Annotated in this window: 17 protein-coding genes and 1 riboswitch; of the genes, 13 read left to right on the top strand and 4 right to left on the bottom strand. The window is 62.4% G+C overall.

The annotated features are described in order from the left end of the window. The first annotated feature begins 132 nt into the window (after nucleotides 1–132). A complete protein-coding gene (gene pruA / locus V3587_RS03580; protein WP_283376131.1) occupies nucleotides 133–1,794 on the top strand; it encodes an L-glutamate gamma-semialdehyde dehydrogenase in 1,662 nt (553 codons plus the stop codon). Then, complete coding sequence (locus V3587_RS03575; RefSeq protein WP_003940479.1) at nucleotides 1,794–2,759, top strand: proline dehydrogenase family protein; 966 nt, start codon at nucleotides 1,794–1,796, stop codon at nucleotides 2,757–2,759. Before pruA ends, V3587_RS03575 begins: the two co-directional genes overlap by 1 nt. Here V3587_RS03575 and V3587_RS03570 read toward each other — a convergent pair. Next, complete coding sequence (locus V3587_RS03570) at nucleotides 2,756–4,054, bottom strand: NtaA/DmoA family FMN-dependent monooxygenase (RefSeq protein ID WP_058226146.1); 1,299 nt, start codon at nucleotides 4,052–4,054, stop codon at nucleotides 2,756–2,758. The genes V3587_RS03575 and V3587_RS03570 overlap by 4 nt on opposite strands. 113 nt (nucleotides 4,055–4,167) lie before the next feature. Continuing rightward, nucleotides 4,168–4,713: a CGNR zinc finger domain-containing protein gene (locus V3587_RS03565; protein WP_003939872.1), complete on the bottom strand. Its 546-nt coding sequence runs from the start codon at nucleotides 4,711–4,713 to the stop codon at nucleotides 4,168–4,170. Between the two features lie 68 nt (nucleotides 4,714–4,781). Here V3587_RS03565 and V3587_RS03560 point away from each other — a divergent pair, with 68 nt between their 5' ends. From V3587_RS03560 to metE, 7 genes are all read left to right on the top strand, one after another. Next, complete coding sequence (locus V3587_RS03560) at nucleotides 4,782–5,729, top strand: EamA family transporter (RefSeq protein ID WP_003940332.1); 948 nt, start codon at nucleotides 4,782–4,784, stop codon at nucleotides 5,727–5,729. Between the two features lie 45 nt (nucleotides 5,730–5,774). Further along, on the top strand, nucleotides 5,775–6,731 hold the full coding sequence (locus V3587_RS03555; protein ID WP_042921758.1) for an ABC transporter ATP-binding protein: 957 nt from the start codon (nucleotides 5,775–5,777) through the stop codon (nucleotides 6,729–6,731). Beyond that, complete coding sequence (locus V3587_RS03550) at nucleotides 6,731–7,525, top strand: ABC transporter permease (protein WP_019745005.1); 795 nt, start codon at nucleotides 6,731–6,733, stop codon at nucleotides 7,523–7,525. The genes V3587_RS03555 and V3587_RS03550 overlap by 1 nt, the downstream gene beginning before the upstream one ends. Then, nucleotides 7,526–8,650, top strand: a complete 1,125-nt coding sequence (locus V3587_RS03545; RefSeq protein ID WP_054831249.1) for a sensor histidine kinase — start codon at nucleotides 7,526–7,528, stop codon at nucleotides 8,648–8,650. Next, nucleotides 8,647–9,276 carry a response regulator transcription factor gene (locus tag V3587_RS03540; RefSeq protein WP_003940330.1) on the top strand — a complete coding sequence of 210 codons (630 nt, stop codon included), beginning with the start codon at nucleotides 8,647–8,649 and terminating at the stop codon, nucleotides 9,274–9,276. The genes V3587_RS03545 and V3587_RS03540 overlap by 4 nt, the downstream gene beginning before the upstream one ends. Before the next feature lie 219 nt (nucleotides 9,277–9,495). After that, nucleotides 9,496–9,933 carry a helix-turn-helix domain-containing protein gene (locus V3587_RS03535; RefSeq protein ID WP_003940179.1) on the top strand — a complete coding sequence of 146 codons (438 nt, stop codon included), beginning with the start codon at nucleotides 9,496–9,498 and terminating at the stop codon, nucleotides 9,931–9,933. A gap of 81 nt (nucleotides 9,934–10,014) precedes the next feature. Next, nucleotides 10,015–10,239: riboswitch (cobalamin riboswitch) on the top strand. A 159-nt stretch (nucleotides 10,240–10,398) separates the two neighbouring features. Then, nucleotides 10,399–12,663, top strand: a complete 2,265-nt coding sequence (metE, locus tag V3587_RS03530) for a 5-methyltetrahydropteroyltriglutamate--homocysteine S-methyltransferase (protein ID WP_283376130.1) — start codon at nucleotides 10,399–10,401, stop codon at nucleotides 12,661–12,663. A 58-nt stretch (nucleotides 12,664–12,721) separates the two neighbouring features. On the opposite strand, the gene V3587_RS03525 is transcribed toward metE, so the two are convergent. Together V3587_RS03525 and V3587_RS03520 are read right to left on the bottom strand one after the other, a co-directional pair. Continuing rightward, a complete protein-coding gene (locus tag V3587_RS03525; RefSeq protein ID WP_063315878.1) occupies nucleotides 12,722–14,320 on the bottom strand; it encodes an ABC transporter substrate-binding protein in 1,599 nt (532 codons plus the stop codon). Between the two features lie 174 nt (nucleotides 14,321–14,494). Further along, the gene (locus V3587_RS03520; protein ID WP_003939912.1) at nucleotides 14,495–15,109 is read right to left on the bottom strand and encodes a TetR/AcrR family transcriptional regulator; all 615 of its coding nucleotides are present in this window, start codon (nucleotides 15,107–15,109) and stop codon (nucleotides 14,495–14,497) included. Between the two features lie 104 nt (nucleotides 15,110–15,213). Between V3587_RS03520 and V3587_RS03515 the strand changes: the two genes are divergently transcribed. The 4 genes from V3587_RS03515 (at nucleotide 15,214) to fahA (ending at nucleotide 19,127) form a co-directional block, all read left to right on the top strand. Further along, nucleotides 15,214–15,765 (top strand): MarR family winged helix-turn-helix transcriptional regulator, encoded by a 552-nt coding sequence (locus V3587_RS03515; protein WP_003939926.1) that lies wholly within the window; start codon nucleotides 15,214–15,216, stop codon nucleotides 15,763–15,765. Nucleotides 15,766–15,874: 109 nt separating this feature from the next. Next, nucleotides 15,875–17,074 carry a homogentisate 1,2-dioxygenase gene (locus V3587_RS03510; protein WP_030535304.1) on the top strand — a complete coding sequence of 400 codons (1,200 nt, stop codon included), beginning with the start codon at nucleotides 15,875–15,877 and terminating at the stop codon, nucleotides 17,072–17,074. Then, complete coding sequence (locus V3587_RS03505; RefSeq protein WP_283376129.1) at nucleotides 17,071–17,940, top strand: hypothetical protein; 870 nt, start codon at nucleotides 17,071–17,073, stop codon at nucleotides 17,938–17,940. The genes V3587_RS03510 and V3587_RS03505 overlap by 4 nt, the downstream gene beginning before the upstream one ends. Further along, nucleotides 17,937–19,127 (top strand): fumarylacetoacetase, encoded by a 1,191-nt coding sequence (gene fahA / locus V3587_RS03500; protein WP_151098149.1) that lies wholly within the window; start codon nucleotides 17,937–17,939, stop codon nucleotides 19,125–19,127. The genes V3587_RS03505 and fahA overlap by 4 nt, the downstream gene beginning before the upstream one ends. Nucleotides 19,128–19,156: the final 29 nt, after the last annotated feature.

Raw genomic sequence — 19,156 nt, 5'->3', positions numbered from 1 at the left:
AAACGGTTCAGCCGATCGGACAAACACGGACACCGATGTTTGGCCGCTCAGCGGATTACTCGCCGACTCCTTTCGGCTTGACTGGTTCACGACACGACAACTGCCCACTCCTGAGTCTGCCGAAGGATCGTCATGGACGCCGTTACCAATGTCCCCCACCCAGCCAACGAGCCGGTGAACAATTACGCGCCGGGAAGCCCGGAACGATCGCGCCTCCGTACGAAACTGACCGAACTGGCCGAATCGCCGACCGACATCAGGCAGGTCATCGGCGGCATCCACCGAACTGCGGAAGGTAAGCGAGAGAGCGTTGTTCAACCACACCGTCACAGTTCGGTGCTCGGATCGTATGCGGGCGCAACCCACTCGGACGTTCGTGATGCCATCGACGCCGCCGCACTCGCCGCCCCGGCCTGGCGCGACCTCTCGTTCGACGACCGCGCTGCGGTCTTCCTCCGCGCCGCCGATCTACTTTCCGGCCCGTGGCGCGAAACCATCGCCGCCGCAACAATGCTCGGCCAGTCGAAGACCGCATACCAGGCCGAGATCGACGCGCCCTGCGAACTGATCGACTTCTGGCGTTTCAACGTCGCGTTCGCACGTCAGATACTCGCCGACCAACCCGTTTCCGCTCCGGGAGTGTGGAATCGCGTCGAATATCGTCCACTCGAAGGTTTTGTCTACGCGATCACTCCCTTCAATTTCACCGCCATCGCCGGAAATCTCCCCACAGCACCGGCCCTGATGGGCAACACCGTGATCTGGAAGCCGTCACCGACGCAGGCCGTCGCGGCGTACCTGACGATGCAACTACTCGAAGCTGCCGGCCTCCCGCCCGGGGTGATCAATCTTGTTCTCGGCGACGGCCCCTTGGTGTCCGAGGTCGCGCTTGCCGACCCCCGACTGGCGGGTATCCACTTCACCGGATCCACCGCAACGTTCCAGCGTTTGTGGCGTGAGGTCGGAGCCAACATCTCGAACTACCGGACGTATCCGCGTCTCGTCGGCGAAACCGGCGGCAAGGATTTTGTACTCGCACACAGTTCCGCTGACCCGGACGTACTCACGACGGCATTGATTCGCGGGGCCTTCGACTATCAGGGCCAGAAATGTTCGGCCGCGTCACGGGCGTTCATCCCGAAGTCGGTGTGGGCCAAGATGGGCGACACGTTCATCGACACAGTGTCGTCACTGAAGTACGGCGACGTCACGGACCTGACGAACTTCGGCGGCGCCGTCATCGACCAGCGTTCGTTCGACCGCAACGCCGCCGCGATCGTCCGCGCCAAGTCGACCAGCAGCCTCACCATCGCAGCAGGCGGCGACTACGACGACCGTGAAGGATTCTTCATCTCACCGACGGTCCTACTCGGTGACGACCCGAGCGACGAAGCCTTCAGCACCGAGTACTTCGGTCCCATCCTTTCGCTTCACGTCTACGACGACTCCGCACCGAATGCCTACGCCGACGTCCTCGCGCGCGTCGACAGCGGATCCGCTTACGCCCTGACCGGCGCCGTGATCGCCACCGACCGTGCGGCCGTCGATCAAGCTCATCATTGTCTGCGGTTCGCCGCCGGAAACTTCTACGTCAACGACAAGCCGACGGGAGCGGTTGTCGGACAACAACCCTTCGGAGGTGCGCGGGCTTCGGGTACCAACGACAAGGCCGGTTCGCCGCAGAATCTGCTCCGTTGGGCGTCGACACGCACCGTCAAGGAAACCTTCGTTCCTCCCACCGATCATCGTTACCCCCACCAAGACGTCGATCCAGCCGAGACCGAGAACCGTTGATGAGTGCCGTCTCGCTGAGCAACCCACTGCGCCCGGTGCTCCTCGCGGCGGCACGCTCGTCGCGACTGGAGAAGACAGTCTCCGGGATGACCTTGACCCGCAAGCTTGTAGACAGGTTCGTCGCCGGGGACGCGGAACCCGCAGCGATGTCAGCGGTGCGCGACATCCTCACCAGTGGCCGGTTCGTGACGGTCGACTACCTCGGCGAGGACACCACCGATCCGGCTCAGGCAACAGCTACCGTCGATGCCTATCTCTCCCTTCTCCGCTCGTACGCAACGCTTTCCGAGATTGCCGGGACGCAACACTCCCTGGAGGTTTCGCTCAAGCTCTCCGCGTTGGGGCAGTCACTTCCCGGTGACGGCGAGAAGATCGCCCTGGCGAACGCTCACCGAATCGTCACAGCGGCAGACGAAGTGGGCGCGTGGGTCACCGTCGATGCGGAGGATCACACCACCACCGACTCGACACTGTCCATCGTCGAAGAGTTGCGCCGCGACTTCCCGACGCTCGGCACGGTCCTGCAGGCGTACCTACACCGCACCGAGGCCGACTGCCGGCACTTCTCCGGATCAGGTTCACGAATTCGGCTGTGCAAGGGTGCATACAAGGAACCGGCCGGCGTCGCGTTCCAAAAGGCCGCCGAAGTCGACGCGTCGTACGTGCGTTGCCTGAAGGTCTTGATGGAAGGTGACGGATACCCGATGGTGGCCTCCCACGATCCCACCATGATCGACGCCGCCCTCGGACTCGCCACACTGACCGAGCGGACAGCCGCGGATTTCGAGTTCCAGATGCTCTTCGGCATCCGCGACGGCGAACAACGCAGATTGGTAGCCGAAGGCAATCACCTGCGGGTCTACGTTCCCTACGGCAGCCAGTGGTACGGCTACTTCATGCGTCGCCTCGCGGAAAGACCGGCCAACCTCATGTTCTTCATGCGCTCACTCGCTTCCAACAACTAGACACCGGAAACCGGTGGCAGCGGTGGCAACTCGAGGTTTTCGCGAAAGGTACCGCCGACGTAGTCGGATCCCACGATTCCGCGCTTGCGCAGCTCCGGCAGCAGCCCGTTCGTGACGAAATCGCGTGTACGCGGATCGGCAAGGTCACCGAGCGTGATGACGTCGAGTACGCCCGCGTCGTATCGTTCCTCGATCGCGTCCGCGAGCTGTTCCGGGGTGCCCGCCGCTGCCCAGTGGCCGGTGTCCTTGGACGCGATGATCAACTCACGCAGAGTCTTTCCTTGTGATGCGAGCTTGCCGAAGATCTCGACCCGGCCCCGTCGTCGATTCACCGACGACGGGTCCGGCAACAACGACTCCGGGATCGGCCGATCCAGCGGCAATTCCGAGAAATCCACGTCACCGCCGAACATGTCGGCAAGCCTGGTGCGTCCGGCGTCGAAGTCCGTCGATTCCTCGGCTTCTCTGACCAATCGTTCGACTTCGGCTTCGGTAGCGCCGTACGTTGCGTGGAACGAGCTGAAAATCAGTGGCAGTTCGTCCCCACGCCCCAACTCTGCCGCCCTGGCGCGGATGGTCTTCGTGTAGGTGACCGCGTCCTCGAAGGTTGCGAGAGAAGTGAATACGACCTCGGCGAAGCGAGCACCCAGTTCGATACCTCCGGCAGATTGGCCTGCCTGGAATTGGACCGGACGACGCTGCGGCAGGGATGGAATGTTCAACGGCCCCTGCACGGTGAAGTACTTGCCTCGGTGCTCGATGGGGACCACCCTCGACGGATCTAGCACCGCAGAGCCCTCTCCCCGGATCAAGGCGCCGGGCTTCCAGCTGTCGAAGAGCGCGTTGACCACCTCGAGCGATTCGGCCGCTCGGGCGTACCGCTCCTCCGGACTCGGCAGGTCCAGGTCGCTGTAGTTCTCTTCTCCGAGTGAGGAAGTGACGGCATTCCATGCGGCTCGACCATTGCTGACGTGGTCCAGGGTGCCGAACAACCGTGCCAGGTTGAATGGGTGATGAAACGTCGTCGTGACGGTGGCGATGAGCCCCACATGGGTGGTGACCGCACTCAGCGCGGCAAGGAAGATCAACGGCTCCTGCGCACCGATCGCGCCCTGCGCACCGAAACTCAGCAGGTCGGCGGCAAACAGTCCGTCGATCTTGTTCGCCTCGGCCGTCTTTGCGACGTCGATCGCGGACGCGACCGTCGAAGTCGTCGGATCGATCGCGGCGTCGTAGATACTCACCGCCCCGCTGACACCGGTCACCGTCTTGAGTGGACGCCTACGATCGGCCACCGACCATCCTCCTGGCTTCGCGAAATCTGTTCCGAATTCACAACGCTAGACCGATCCTGGCTCCCGACAAGGTATTCACTCAGCCTGGTTCTATCCCTCCGAACGCCGCTTGGTCACGCCCCGGATTTACGGGCACGATAGGCGGCGACGTGCGCCCTGTTCCCACAGTTCCCGGTGTCGCAGTATCGCTTCGAACGATTGCGCGACAAATCCACGAAGACCGCTTCGCAGTCCGGGGCCTCGCACCATCGCAACCTCGAGAATTCGTCGGTTCGGATCAGATCGAGCACACCCATCGCCGCTTCTGCGGCCATCCGGTCCACCAGTGGCGAATCGTCAGCGGTGACGTGCAGGTGCCAGCCGAGGTCGTCGTGCCTGGTGAGCCGCGGCCTCGCGCCCGATTCGAGTAGCAGTGTGTTCACCACCTCGACGGCGTCGTCCACTCCTGCGGCTTCCCAGAACTTTCGCAGTCGTGGACGCAGCGCACGAACCGCCGTCAATTCCTCCGGTGTGCCGTCCCGCCTGCCGGTCCAGCGATCCGCGTCGAGAAACCGTGTCAGCTCCTCTTGATCCGGAAGCAGTTCGGCCCCGCCGCGGGCCGTGTTGACCAACGACGCGGCGAAGACGAGCGCCGATTCCGTGTCACCAGCAAAATGCACTTTGACTCCTGAGCCGTATCAACCTAATGTCAGCATCGTAATCGCTTTTACTCCTGACGGGTGACGACGTGAACTCTCGCAACGGCTTGATCTTCGCTCTGCTGTCCGCGGCAACGTTCGGCGTATCGGGCCCGTTCGCGAAATCTCTCATCGAATCAGGGTGGTCCCCCGGCGGCGCAGTGTTCGCGCGCGTTGCCGGCGGCGCACTGGTGATGATGGTGATCGCCGTAGCCACCCAATGGCCTCGCCTACGACAGGTGAGCACCCACACGCGAACGGTACTGCTGTACGGGGTGTTCGCGATCTCGGGCGTTCAACTGTGCTTCTTCAATGCCGTGCAACATCTTTCGGTCGGCGTCGCATTGCTTCTCGAGTACCTTGCACCGATCATCGTCATCGGGTGGGTGTGGATAACCAAGGGCGCGCGTCCGAGCGTGCAGACGCTTCTCGGTGCGGCGGTGGCCTTGATCGGCGCCGCCGTGGTGATCGACGTCTTCGGATCGGCAGAGATCAGTGCCGTCGGAGTCGCCTGGGGACTGGCCGCCGCGGCATGCCTTGCAGTCTATTTCGTCATTTCCGAACGTGCGGACGGTGATCTCCATCCAGTTGTGCTCGCGGCATCGGGGCTCACGGTCAGTGCGGTGGTCATCGGCGCGCTCGGACTCGTAGGCGTCCTCCCCCTCCAGTTCTCGGCCTCGAACGCAGTCGTGGCAGACCATTCGGTGAACGTGTGGCTGCCGGTGGTGGTCCTGGTCCTGGTCAGCACTGTCATTGCCTATCTCACCGGCATCGCCGCGATCACGCTGCTGGGGCCGACAATCGGGTCTCTGGTAGCGCTGACCGAAGTGCTGTGCGCGGTCGTCGCCGCGTGGATCCTGGTCGGGGAATCCGTCACCGCACTCCAAGCTGTAGGTGGCGCAGCAATCATCGCGGGGTTGGTCCTCGCGCGCCTCGGTCAGGTTGCACCGAAACAGATACCGGCCGACCCGATGACAAATGTCATGGCAGAAGAATGACGGACAGACGAGGGATCACGACCTCGAAGCGAGCAGATTCTATGTATGACCTCAACACAGGCACGGCATTCACCACAGGCACTGCATACACGCACTGAAGGATCGGCACACGACGCCGTCCGGTTGACCGGACTTCGCAAGAGTTTCGGAACCGTCGACGCCGTCAAAGGTATCGACCTGAGCATCCGCCCCGGCGAGATCGTCGCGTTCCTCGGCCCGAACGGCGCAGGCAAGACGACAACCATCGACATGATCCTCGGCCTGTCCCGGCCGACGTCAGGCGAGGTGAGCGTCTTCGGAATGTCACCTCGATCGGCGATTGCCCGCGGACTCGTCTCGGCAGTCATGCAGACCGGCGGACTACTGAAAGAGCTGACGGTTGCCGAGACTGTGCAGCTGACCGCCAGCCTGTACTCCCAATCCCGTCCGGTCGACGAAGTGCTGGGGAGAGCCGGAATCCTCGACATCTCCGATCGCCTGGTCAGCAAATGCTCAGGCGGACAACAACAGCGGTTGCGATTTGCGATGGCGTTGCTGTCGAACCCGCAATTGCTCATTCTCGACGAGCCCACCACCGGCATGGACGTCGAAGGGCGTCGGGACTTTTGGTCCGCCATCCGCGCCGACGCAGATCACGGTCGCACTGTGCTTTTTGCGACGCACTACCTCGAAGAGGCCGATGTCTACGCCGACCGCATCATCCTGGTCAGGCAAGGCACCGTGGTCGCAGACGGGACCACCGCCGAGGTCAAGGCGATGGCGTCCGGACGCACCCTGCGCGCGACTGTTCCAGGCATCACCGACGAACTCCTGCGAGCCATACCGAACTCCGACGCCGTCGAGGTGCGCGGTGAGTCGCTGCTCGTGCACTCGGGCGACACCGATGCCGTTGCACGGTTCCTGTTGACCAATACGCAGGCTCGCGATCTCGAAATCGTCTCGCGTGGCCTCGAAGACGCATTCATCGCACTCACGTCGAACAACTCCGAAGGACAGAAGTGATGACCACTGCAACCGAAGCGAATACCTACGGAGCCGAGCGAACCGTCGTACCTCTCGGCGGATTCAACACGACGCTACTGCGACTGGAATTTCGTCGCCTGACTCGCAACCGGCGCACGATGATCTTCACGCTCGTCATGCCGGTTGTCTTCTTCCTCGTCTTCGGTCTCGGTCAAGGCGACGACGACCACGGGATCGGGCACGGCAATGTCGCCGCGTACATCATGATCAGCATGGCCCTGTACGGCGCGATGCTGGCCACCACCAGCGGCGGCGCGATGGTCTCGATCGAACGAGCGTCCGGGTGGAGCCGACAACTTCGGCTGACTCCCCTGACCCCGGTCGCCTACATCGCCGTCAAACTGATCATGGCGATGCTGCTCGGTCTCGTCTCGATTCTCGTGGTCTACGTCGTCGGCGCGTTCACCTCGGCGCAGATGGACGGATCACTCTGGTTCACAACGGCATTGATCGCCTGGCTGGGATCGTCGATCTTCGCGGCCTTCGGCCTGTTCATGGGGTACCTACTCCCCAGTGAGAACGTCATGCAGTTGCTCGGACCGGGACTGGCTCTGCTCGCATTCGGCGGCGGACTCTTCGTACCACTCACCGACGGTTCCGTATGGGCGACCATCGCACAGTTCACCCCGATGTTCGGCATCAACGCCCTCGCCCACGCACCGTTGACGGGCAATAGCATTCACTGGACCTGGATCGTCAATATCCTGGTGTGGTTCGCCATCTTCGCCGGCGGAGCGATCTGGCGGTTCCAACGAGATACGGAGCGTGTGTAGTTGTCGCAAACGACTGACCGAGAAGATTCCGTCGCGCTCCCGCGGCGGAATCGTTTCGGCGTTCTCTTCGCGGCGGTCTGGATGGTATTTCTCGGCGGGCCGCTGATCGAGGGATGGAATCTACGCGACGAACTGCGCGGCTGGACAGGGATTCTCGCGACGATCGCCTTCAGTGCCCTCTACCTCTACACCTTCGCCACAACGCAGCAGCGGCGTCGAATGACGATGACTCGGCCGACGATTCGCGAAGCTGCACTGGCTCTGTCCGCCTTGACCGCGTTGGCCGCTGTGATGATCGTGAGCGTCGGGCCGACAGGTTTGGCAGCAGCACCGTACCTCGCGGTGACAGCGGTGACGCTGTTGCCGACCGTCGCCGGCGGCATTCTCGCTTTGGTGTTCGCGGCCTCCGTGGAGATAGTCAGCCTCTCGTCCGGATGGGGAAACTACTCCGGACTCTCACTCGGAGTCTGCGCGGCCGCGTTCGCGACCTGGGGAATCATGTCCCTGATCAGCCGCAACTTCGCCATACTCCATGAACGCGAAGAGCAGGAGCAGCGGGCAATCATGGAGGAGCGAACGAGGATGGCGCGCGATCTGCACGACATCCTCGGGCACTCGCTGACCGTCATCACGATCAAAGCCGAACTGGCCAATCGCCTACTCGATGTCGATATCGAACGTGCGCGCAACGAACTCGACGACCTCGAAAGACTTTCGCGTGACGCGTTGGCAGACGTGCGCTCGGCCGTCGAAGGATTTCGTGGGATTTCTCTTCCCGTCGAGATAGCCCGAGCGCGAGAGGCATTGCGTGCGGCTGGTATCGAGGACGAGGTGCCGAGCAGTACCGACATGGTTCCCACGCGTCTTCGGGAACTCTTTGCATGGACGATCCGTGAGGGCGTCACCAACGTCGTTCGACACAGCGGTGCGACCCACTGCCGGATCACGGTCGACGAAAATAGTGCGTCGGTCGTCGACGACGGACGAGGGGCCGAGTCGACGTCTTCCGGAAACGGTCTGATCGGATTGCGCGAGCGCGCCGGAGCGTCGGGCGCACGAGTGATCATCACTCATCCCCAGCCGCAGGGGTTTGCACTTCAGGTAGTCGAACAGGAGACAGAGTGAACAGCCAGGGCGATCGAGCAACCATACGGCTGCTCTTGGCGGACGATCAGGCGCTCGTGCGAGGAGCTTTGGCCGCGCTGCTCGATCTGGAATCCGACCTGTCCGTGGTGGCCGAGGTCGGTCGCGGCGACGAGGTGGTGTCCGCCGTTCTCGAACACCGCCCGGACGTCGCGCTTCTGGACGTCGAGATGCCCGGCATGGACGGAATCGCCGCGACGGCGGCCCTTCGCGAGGCAGCGCCCGACACCCGGGTTCTGATCGTCACCACGTTCGGCCGTCCCGGATTTCTTCGTAAAGCCCTGCACGCCGGGGCCGGCGGGTTCGTCGTCAAGGACACCCCCGCCAGGCAGCTTGCCGACGCGGTCAGGCGTGTCCACGCCGGACTGCGCGTCGTCGATCCCACCCTTGCGGCCGACAGCCTCGTCAGCGGCGAGTCGCCCCTGACGGAGCGTGAGACCCAAGTACTGCGCGCCGCTCACGACGGCGCACCCGTGGCAGCCATCGCAGGGGCGCTCTTCCTGTCTGCCGGGACAGTTCGAAATCATCTGTCATCCGCGATGGGTAAGACGGGTGCGTCGACGCGCGCGGAAGCCGTCAGAATCGCCGAGTCGAACGGCTGGCTCTGATCCGCGCGTCTGGAATAGCCTTCCCCGGCAAATAGTTCGCCGTTCGATTCGTGATGGCGATTTGTCCAGATCACTCAAAGTAGGGACCTTCTACCCTAGGGATTTTCCCTGCAAACGACCGCTTCGCGAGAATCCGAAACAGCTAATCGTTCGATACCTGGCTATGATGCAGTTAATTGAATCGACGGAGCCTGTGCGTAGCGGGGGAAGGGACGTCTCATGTCGAACCAGTTCAACGATCGCTTGAACTCGCTGTTCGAGACTGCCGACTTTCACGTCACCAACGCGATGGTCGTTCGCGGCATGACCGAGTTCGGCTGCCGTATCTCGACGCCGTACCTGTCGCAACTGCGCACCGGCGTCCGAACCAATCCGTCACCCGAAGTGGTTGCCGCCCTCGCCCACTTCTTCAAGGTCCATCCGGACTACTTCTACGCCCCGTCCGATCACACTCCGCCCGCGATCTCAGGTGGCGAGGCAGACCTCTCCCTCCTCGAACAGCTGCACAACGTGCGCCTGCGGAACCTCACCTCCCGTGTCGTCGACCTCTCACCGTCTTCACAGGATCTGCTTGTCGAAATGGCGGAGAATCTACGTTCCTCCGAAAATCTTCCGCGCGTACCACCGGACTCGAATTCCTACATGTCACGCGCATAGCGCCCTTCGCCGACTCTCCTTGACTGTTCAGGGAGGGTTGGCCTTATGCTGGTCGATGCAGCTGGTTCGCCCGGCACGGTCATGAGGAGCCCCGAAGACCGGTCCCGGCGTCGAAGCTCCGTCAGCGCAAGCTGTCGGGGTGAGAGGGAACCCGGTGAAAATCCGGGACTGTCCCGCAGCGGTAAGCAGGAACGACCGCCGTTCATGTGCACTGGGCATCCGCCTGGGAAGCGACGGCCAGTAGGTTCGATCCAACTCGATCGAGTGCCCGCGAGTCCGAAGACCTGCCGACTGTGTCGGGCACGCCGTGCCCGACGGTCCACCGCCTCGTGGAATGGGCGTGTAGATCTCCATCGGACCTCGTGTGCGGTGCGGGCAGTGCTGCCCGCTGAAACTCGGGGTCTCGTGAGGTATACCCGTCTGCCGGCAGTGGCCATCAGTGCATTGGCAATCTGGAGAAACTCCGTGACAACAACATTCACTTCGACCGTGCTGGGCTCACCGCGCATCGGTCCTCATCGAGAACTCAAGCGGGCAACCGAAAGCTACTGGGCAGGGCGCATCGACGCCGACGCCCTGCAGGCTGTCGCCCGTGACCTCCGTCGGCAGGGCTTGGCCGACCTCCGTGACCTGGGCCTCGACTCCGTCCCGGTCAATACCTTCTCCTTCTACGACCAGATGCTCGACACCGCAGTTCTTCTCGGCGCGCTGCCCGACCGCGTCGCGTCGGTCGCCGATCCGTTGGACCGCTACTTTGCCGCTGCCCGTGGGACGGACACCATCGCGCCGCTCGAAATGACGAAGTGGTTCGACACCAACTACCACTACCTGGTGCCGGAGATCTCGCCGTCCACCACGTTCGCACTCGACCCGTCCAAGGTCTTGTCCGAACTGGCAGAAGCACTTTCCGACGGCATTGCAGCCCGCCCGGTCGTCATCGGACCGGTCACCTTCCTGCTGCTCTCGAAGGCTGTCGGCACCGACGAGCCGCTGCTCTCGCGACTCGACGAACTACTCCCCCTCTACGCGGATCTACTCGGTCAGCTCGCGAAGGCCGGTGCGAGCTGGGTTCAGCTCGACGAACCGGCCCTCGTGGGCGATCGCACCGACGAGGAAATCGAAGCGGCACGCGCTGCGTACGAACAGCTTTCAGCGCTGTCCGAGCGGCCGTCGATCCTGTTGGCGTCGTACTTCGGTTCGCTGCGTGAGGCGCTGCCCGCGCTTGCGTCCACCGGCGTCGAAGGATTTGCCGTCGACCTGGTGGCCGGTCAGGATTCGATCGGCTCCGTCCCCGAACTCGCCCGCAAACTGGTCGTCGCCGGTGTGGTCGACGGACGAAACATCTGGCGGTCGGATCTGGATTCGGCACTGAGCACGTTGGGTGCTCTGTTGGGCAGCGTGGATACTCTTGCCGTCTCCACATCGTGCTCCCTGCTGCATGTTCCGTACACTCTCGACGCAGAGGCCGATGTCGACAAGGCCCTGCGCACGTGGCTCGCGTTCGGCACCGAGAAGGTCAAGGAAGTAGTAACTCTCGCAACCGCTCTCACACAGGGCCGAGAGTCGGTGGAGGACGAGTTCGCTCTGGCACGAGCGGCCGCGTCGACCCGCAAGGACGATCGCAGACTCAATGATGCGAGTGTTCGGGGACGCCTGGCCGCCGTGCTGAACTCGGCGACCGGTCGCGCGCCCGCCGCCGAACGTCGCGCTGCCCAGGACGAACTGCTTTCTCTGCCGCCGCTGCCCACGACGACTATCGGTTCGTACCCGCAAACCTCGAAGATCCGCATCGCTCGCGCAGCACTGCGCACGGGCGAGATCGACGAAGCCGAGTACGTCAACCGTATGCGCGCCGAAGTTGCCGAAGTTGTTGCGCTCCAGGAAAAGCTGGACCTGGACGTTCTTGTTCACGGTGAGCCGGAACGCAACGACATGGTCCAGTACTTCGCGGAGCAGTTGGACGGATTCTTCGCCACCGCCAACGGTTGGGTCCAGTCGTACGGCACCCGCTGCGTGCGTCCGCCGATTCTGTACGGCGACGTCTCCCGCCCGAAACAGATGACCGTCGACTGGATCACGTACGCGCAGTCCCTGACCGACAAGCCGGTCAAGGGCATGCTCACCGGACCCGTCACCATTCTGGCCTGGTCGTTCGTCCGCGACGACCAACCCCTCGCCGACTCGGCAAATCAAGTCGCACTGGCCATTCGAGACGAGACCGTCGACCTGCAGGCCGCCGGAATCGGAATCGTCCAGGTCGACGAACCGGCTCTACGAGAACTACTCCCACTGCGTGCCGAGGATCAGCGCGCCTACCTGGACTGGTCGGTCGGCGCCTTCCGGTTGGCTACCTCGGGCGTCGCGGATTCCACCGCGATCCACACGCACCTGTGCTACTCCGAGTTCGGAGCGGTGATCGGCGCCATCGCCGGCCTCGACGCGGACGTCACGTCCATCGAGGCGGCGCGCTCACACATGGAGGTCCTCGACGATCTCAGTTCGGTCGGGTTCGACCTCGGCGTCGGCCCGGGTGTCTACGACATCCACTCGCCGCGGGTGCCGAGCGTCGACGAGATTGCCGAATCCCTGCGTGAGGCACTCAAAGCTGTTCCTGTCGAGCGGTTGTGGGTCAACCCGGACTGCGGTTTGAAGACCCGCGGTTCCGTCGAGGTCGAGGCGTCACTGCGTAACCTCGTCGAAGCCGCGAAGTTGGTACGAGCGGAGCTATAGGGGCAAAGCCCCTGTGCGCCTTTTTGGTAGTGGGCACTACCAAAAAGGCGCACGGGGGTCAGCTCAACCACGTATTGCCGAAGAGCAGAATCCCGTCCGCACTCGGGGTCACTCCGTGCACGTTCTCGCGCCACGGGATGAAGACCTTGCCGGAGTTGACCACGGCCATCGGCGCCGTCTCGTTGACCACGGTCTGAATATCGTCGATGACGGCTCGCCGCTCATCCTCGCCCGACGCTGTTTGCAGCTTGCCGAGCAACTCGTCCATCCGAGCGTTCTTGTAACCGAGGATGTTCGACGGCGATTCGCTGAACAGGTTGCCGTACATACGCACGAACGGTGACTCTTCCAGCACGTTGAACGCGAAGTAGGACACGTCGTAGTCGTGCTTTGCGTACAGCATGGAAATCAGATCGTTGATGCTGGTTGCGTAGGTGATGTCGACCGTGAAACCCACTGCCTGCAAGAGCGACTGAAACGTCAGTGCGCTGCGCTGCGTCGCCGGATCGTTCATCCCGACGTACGTCAGTTTTCCGTCGTAACCGTCCGCCTTCGCCTCGGCGAGATACTTCTTGGCCGCCTCGGGGTCGAAGCCGTTCCCGGCCACCGATCCGTGCCACTGCGACCACGACGCGAACATGTCGGTGCCGGGTTCGCCGAAGCCGCCCTGAACTCGCTCGTTGAACGTATTCGGGTCCACCGCAGCGACAATCGCCTTACGCACGCGCTCGTCCTTCGCTGCCCGATCGTCGCGCTGATTGATTGCCAGAACTCCGGCCATGCTGGCCGAGTACACAAATCCGGGATCACCGGCTTCGAAAGCCTCGTGAATGAAGTCGGGAGACTTCAGATAGGCAACCTGGATTCCGTCGGTGTGCAATCCTTCCAGTTTGCTCTTCTCGTTGACGATTGCCGGAAAGCGCAACTTCTCGAGGTACGGCGCCCCGTCCCAGTACGTCGGACGGGCAGCGAGCACCAATTCGTCCTGGGAGGCGAACTTCTCGACGGTGAACGGGCCTGCCCCGATCGGGGTGAACGTGCCGGTAGCCATCGACGAGGGCGCGACGATCATGCCGGGACCGGTGGTGAACATGATCGGGAACTCGTCCCACGGCTGCGCCAATGTAAAGACGACCGTACTCGGATCCGGTGAATTCGTCTCGCGCACAGCGGTCTTCCACACCAGCGCGTGAGTTCCCTTCTTCTGCAGATAGTGATCGATGCTCCACAGGACTGCCGCACTGTCCATCGGAGTGCCGTCGCTGAAGGTGACGCCGTCGCGCAATTTCAGTGTCCACACCGTGTTGTCGCCGTTGGCCGACAACGACTGAGCCAAGTGGGGGACGTATTCACCCGCCGACGTATCGAAGCGCATGAGAAGGTCGTAGATGGCTGCCATTTCGCTACCACCGGTAGCGCCGCCGTCCTGACGGTCAGCCGGATCGAGACTGCTGATCCCGTTGTAGGTGGCAAACGACACGGTGCCACCCGATCGCGGCTCTCCCCCGTTGTTCTGGTCACCGACAACTCCGACCGTCACGTCCGATGCATCCGTGGTCGTACCTTGGCTGCTACCGGCGCACCCCGTCACCACCAGCGTCGCCGACGCCAGGACAACCATCCAGATTCGAGCGCGGACTCGGTACGAGCGCTTCATTGCGACTCACTTTCACAGTTCACGGATACGTCGATCCCTGGATCGGACACCCCGACATATTTGTAAGTGAATTCTAGGTAAGGTCTCGTCCTGCGTCTTCGTTTTCACAAAGCCGAAGCGATAATTCGCGTTCATGACAGCAGAAACAAGAACTGAATTCTAGGTTGCAACCGTTCAGCGAATTACCAGTCCGATGACGTCTTCGACGTTCCGCTGGGCCTCTGCGAATCCGATCCGGCCACTGGTCCACAGCGCAAGGGCCGTCAGCATCGTGCCGCCTATTGCCACGGCCGCAACCCTCGCCGTCTCGGCCGGGACGCCGTCCATCAACTCGAACAGCATTCTCCGATGTGCCGCTGCGCGCAGATCCAACGACTCGATCACGAACTGATCCGAGGACGAATGGAGTTCGATCTCCAACCGAGCGAAGTAGGGCCTACGCTCGAATGCCTTCATCTCGCGGCGATGAAGTGCCAGAACCCGCTCGTACGCGTTGTTCTCACCACCGTCTGCCCGCAACTTCTCAGGACGACGGACCGATTCGAGACCGCTCCACGCCGTCATCGCCGCAGCCAGAAGTTGCTGTTTGGTCGGAAAGTAGCGATACAGCGTTCCGAGTGCGACGCCTGAACGCTCCGAGACGTCTTTCATCTGGATTCGATCCGACGGCATCTCGGCCAGCATCTCGACCACCGCCGTGGTCAGTCGTCCTCTCCGCTCGAGTTGCCCCACCGACATGAGGTCGACGTCCAAGGGAAACTCGTCGCTGCGCGCAGTCACGCGCGTCACGATAGTTCAGAATCCTGACCGCAGTGCCGGGTTGCGAAGTTTCATCGTATCCCCGAGATCTAATACACGGATTAATCAACTGCAGATCGCGCTAGGGTTAGTCCATGACTGACCGGACAACCGATGACCAGCCAACCGTCGGCGTGCTGAACTTCTGGTCGTTCATCGAACTGGCCAACAAGCGACTGGCCACCGAACACGGCTTTCGCGACCAGCTGGCCACCGAGGTACTACTGACACTCAATCGGGCTTCCAACGTGGTCACCTACGATCTCGAGTCGTCGATCCACCGCCCTCGCGGCTGGTCATGGTCCTCCTTCAGGCTGTTGTTCGTCACCTGGCTGGCCGGTCCGATCGAGCCGAAGGCTGCCGCCGAGCTCACCGGCATGAGTAGGGCAGCGGTCTCCAATCTGTCCAAGTCGCTGCTGGCAGACGGATTGATCGATCGTCGGCCCACCGAGAACGACGGCCGTTCCGTCCAGCTGTACCTGACCGACAAGGGCCGAGAAGCCATGGTCGAAGCCTTTCGCGAGCAGAACGAACGCGAACACGCCTGGGTAAGCGTCCTGAGCGAGGCCGAACAGCGAATTCTTGTCATGCTCCTGGACAAACTGATCACCAACCGCAGCCAGTTCGACGTACGCGGACGTAACTGACATAGACCCGAACCCCCTTGGAGGGTTGCGCTCATCACATCATTTTAGTTAATGTGTTTACTATCTGGTGGAGGTGAGCCAGGCAGAACAGCACAGAAGGAGCCCCGTCATGGCGTTCTATCGACAACTCGGCAACATCCCACCGAAGCGTCACACCCAACACCGTGACGAGTCCGGCAACCTCTACTACGAAGAACTGATGGGAGAGGAAGGTTTCTCCTCGGATTCTTCGTTGCTGTACCACCGCGAGATCCCGTCGGCCATCGTCGACGCAACGGTCTGGGAACTGCGCGATCAGAGCACAACCCCCAACCATCCCCTCAAACCGCGCCATCTGAAACTCCACACGCTGTTTCCCGAAAGCACCTGGAACGAGACCGACGTGGTAACCGGCCGTCGTCTCATCCTCGGAAATGCCGACGTGCGATTGTCCTACGTCGTTGCGGCAGCGCCATCTCCCCTGTATCGCAACGCAATCGGCGACGAGATGGTCTACATCGAATCTGGCGAGGCGACCGTCGAGACCGTCTTCGGTGCACTCGAGGCCAGTGAAGGTGACTACGTCCTGATCCCGATGTCCACAACGCATCGATGGATCCCCAAGGGTGACAAGCCACTTCGTGCCTACGCCATCGAGGCGAACAGTCACATCGTCCCGCCCAAGCGCTATCTTTCCCGCTTCGGCCAGCTGCTCGAGAACGCACCGTTCTGTGAACGAGACCTGCACGGACCGATCGCGCCCATGATCGCCGAAGGAACCGACGTCGAGGTACTGGTCAAGCACCGAACGTCGGCGGGCATCGTCGGCACCCGAATGGTTTATCCCACGCACCCTTTCGATGTCGTCGGCTGGGACGGCTGCCTGTACCCGTACACCTTCAACATCTCCGACTACGAGCCGATCACGGGCCGTGTTCACCAACCGCCGCCGGCGCACCAGGCGTTCGAGGGGAACAACTTCGTGATCTGCAACTTCGTTCCGCGCAAGGTCGACTACCACCCCCTGTCGATCCCGGTGCCGTACTACCACTCGAACGTCGACTCGGACGAGATCATGTTCTACTGCGGCGGTGACTACGAGGCACGCAAGGGTTCCGGCATCGGACAGGGTTCGATATCGATTCATCCCGGCGGCCACGCCCACGGCCCACAACCCGGCGCCTACGAGCGGAGCATCGGCGCCGAGTTCTTCGACGAGCTCGCCGTCATGGTCGATACGTTCCGGCCCCTCGAATTGGGTGAGGGAGCCCTTGCCTGCGAGGACGAAGCGTACGCCTGGAGTTGGGCAGGGCGGGGGCCTCGGCAATGACGATCATCTCCCCACTCCTGCGCGGCCTGTGCGACGACGCAGCACTTTTCCCACCCGGCAATGCTCCTCTCACCGAAGCAATTCCGGCCCACGCCGCCTACCTGCAGGCAGATTACGACGCACTGGTCGGGCCTTTCGTTTTTCCCGCGCCGCGACTGAGCGAACTGGCTGCGTACGTTTCAGCGGACAGCCCGGTGACGCTGAGTCTGACCGTGCCGGCCGGCCCATCCGAAACGGCGGCCGCACTCTCGAACGCACTCGCCATCCCTGGTGTTCACGTCGCCGCCGTCGAGGTGGGAATTCCTGACGGGTTGGACGCCGATGCGGCCTTCGAGGAACTCTCTCGTGTCCATGCCGCTCATCCCGACGTCGACATTTTTGTCGAGGTGCCTCGAGGTGATCGGCGCGCGGGCTATCTGGCAGCTCTCGAAACTGCCGGGCATTCCGCAAAGTTTCGCACCGGCGGGATTGTCGCCGAGGCGTACCCGAACGAGGAAGAGCTCGCCGATGCGGTGATATCCGTTGTCCGAGCCAATATCCCGTTCAAGGCGACTGCGGGACTGCACCACGGCGTGCGCAACACCGATCCGGAAACAGGCTTCGAGCAACACGGCTTCCTCAACATCATGGTGGCCGTCGACGCGGCGAGGCGGGGCGCCGATCGTTCGGAAATTGTTGCTGCACTGTCTCAGCGCGATGGAAAATCGATCGCGCAAGCCCTGGCCGACCTCACCGAGGACGAGGCCGGCGAGGTGCGTCGCCAATTCCTCTCGTTCGGTACCTGCAGCATCTCGGACCCTCTGACCGAGCTGGAAGGCCTCGGGTTGATCGTCCGCTCCGACAAAACCGAAGGAACTCTCGTATGACTGTCACGACCATCGACATTCCCGCGGACTCACTGTTCGGTCTCGACAATCTGCCGTACGGGGTCTTCTCCCCCGCGGGAGGGTTACCGCGTGTCGGTGTGCGCGTCGCCGAATCGGTGGTCGATCTCGCAGCGACACTGGGTGATTCCATCTTCTCCGAACCGACTTTGAACGCGTTCATGGCTCAGGGACGAGATCAGTGGGTATCGGTGCGAAACCGGATCACGGAGCTCGTGACTAGCGAAATAGACTCGAATGCAGTGTTTTCCGTTGATTCGGTGACAATGCATTTGCCGATCGCAGTGGCCGATTACGTCGACTTCTACGCCTCGGAGAATCACGCAACCAACCTCGGGCGGTTGTTCCGCCCGGACGCAGCCCCCTTGATGCCGAACTGGAAGCATCTTCCCGTCGGATACCACGGGCGCTCGAGCACCGTCGTCGTCTCCGGCACCGACATCGTTCGTCCCTGCGGACAGCGGAAGGCACCCGATCAGGAAAGCCCGGACTTCGGACCGTCCCGGCGCCTCGACATCGAAGCCGAGATGGGATTCATCGTCGGAACTCCCTCGAAGATGGGCGATTCCATCACCCCGGACGAATTTGCCGAGCACGTCTTCGGCGCCGTCGTCGTGAACGACTGGTCTGCCCGAGACATCCAGGCGTGGGAATACGTGCCCCTCGGTCCGAACCTGGGGAAGAGTTTCGCGACCTCCATCTCACCGTGGGTCGTACCCTTGCTCGCTCTCGAAGCAGCCCGAATCGACACTCCGGTGCAGGATCCCGAACCGCTTTCCTATCTGCGTGGTGAAGAGAAGTGGGGGCTGGACATCGACCTGGCCGTCGAATGGAACGGTCACGTCGTCTCCCGGCCGCCCTACGCCCAGATGTACTGGTCGCCTGCGCAGATGCTCGCGCACACCACCATCAACGGCGCAGCAGCGAGCACCGGCGATCTCTTCGCGTCCGGAACCATTTCCGGACCGGACAAAGATCAGCGCGGCGCCTTCATCGAGCTGACGTGGGGCGGCAAGGAACCCGTAGCTGTGGGCTCCGAGACCCGTACCTTTCTCGAAGACGGCGACACCATCGCCATCTCAGCCACCGCTCCCGGCGTCGGCGGATCACGAATCGGCTTCGGGGATGTTCACGCTCGGATCCTGCCTGCAACGCAAACCGAAAGATAGTGATTGACAACTGTTTGATTCACGCTGAT

Origin of the sequence: Rhodococcus sp. IEGM 1306, assembly GCF_036541985.1 — a bacterium.
Classification (GTDB): Bacteria; Actinomycetota; Actinomycetes; order Mycobacteriales; family Mycobacteriaceae; genus Rhodococcus_F; species Rhodococcus_F qingshengii.
The sequence above is the reverse complement of the archived record's forward strand: the minus strand, read 5'-3'. Positions and strand labels throughout refer to the sequence as shown.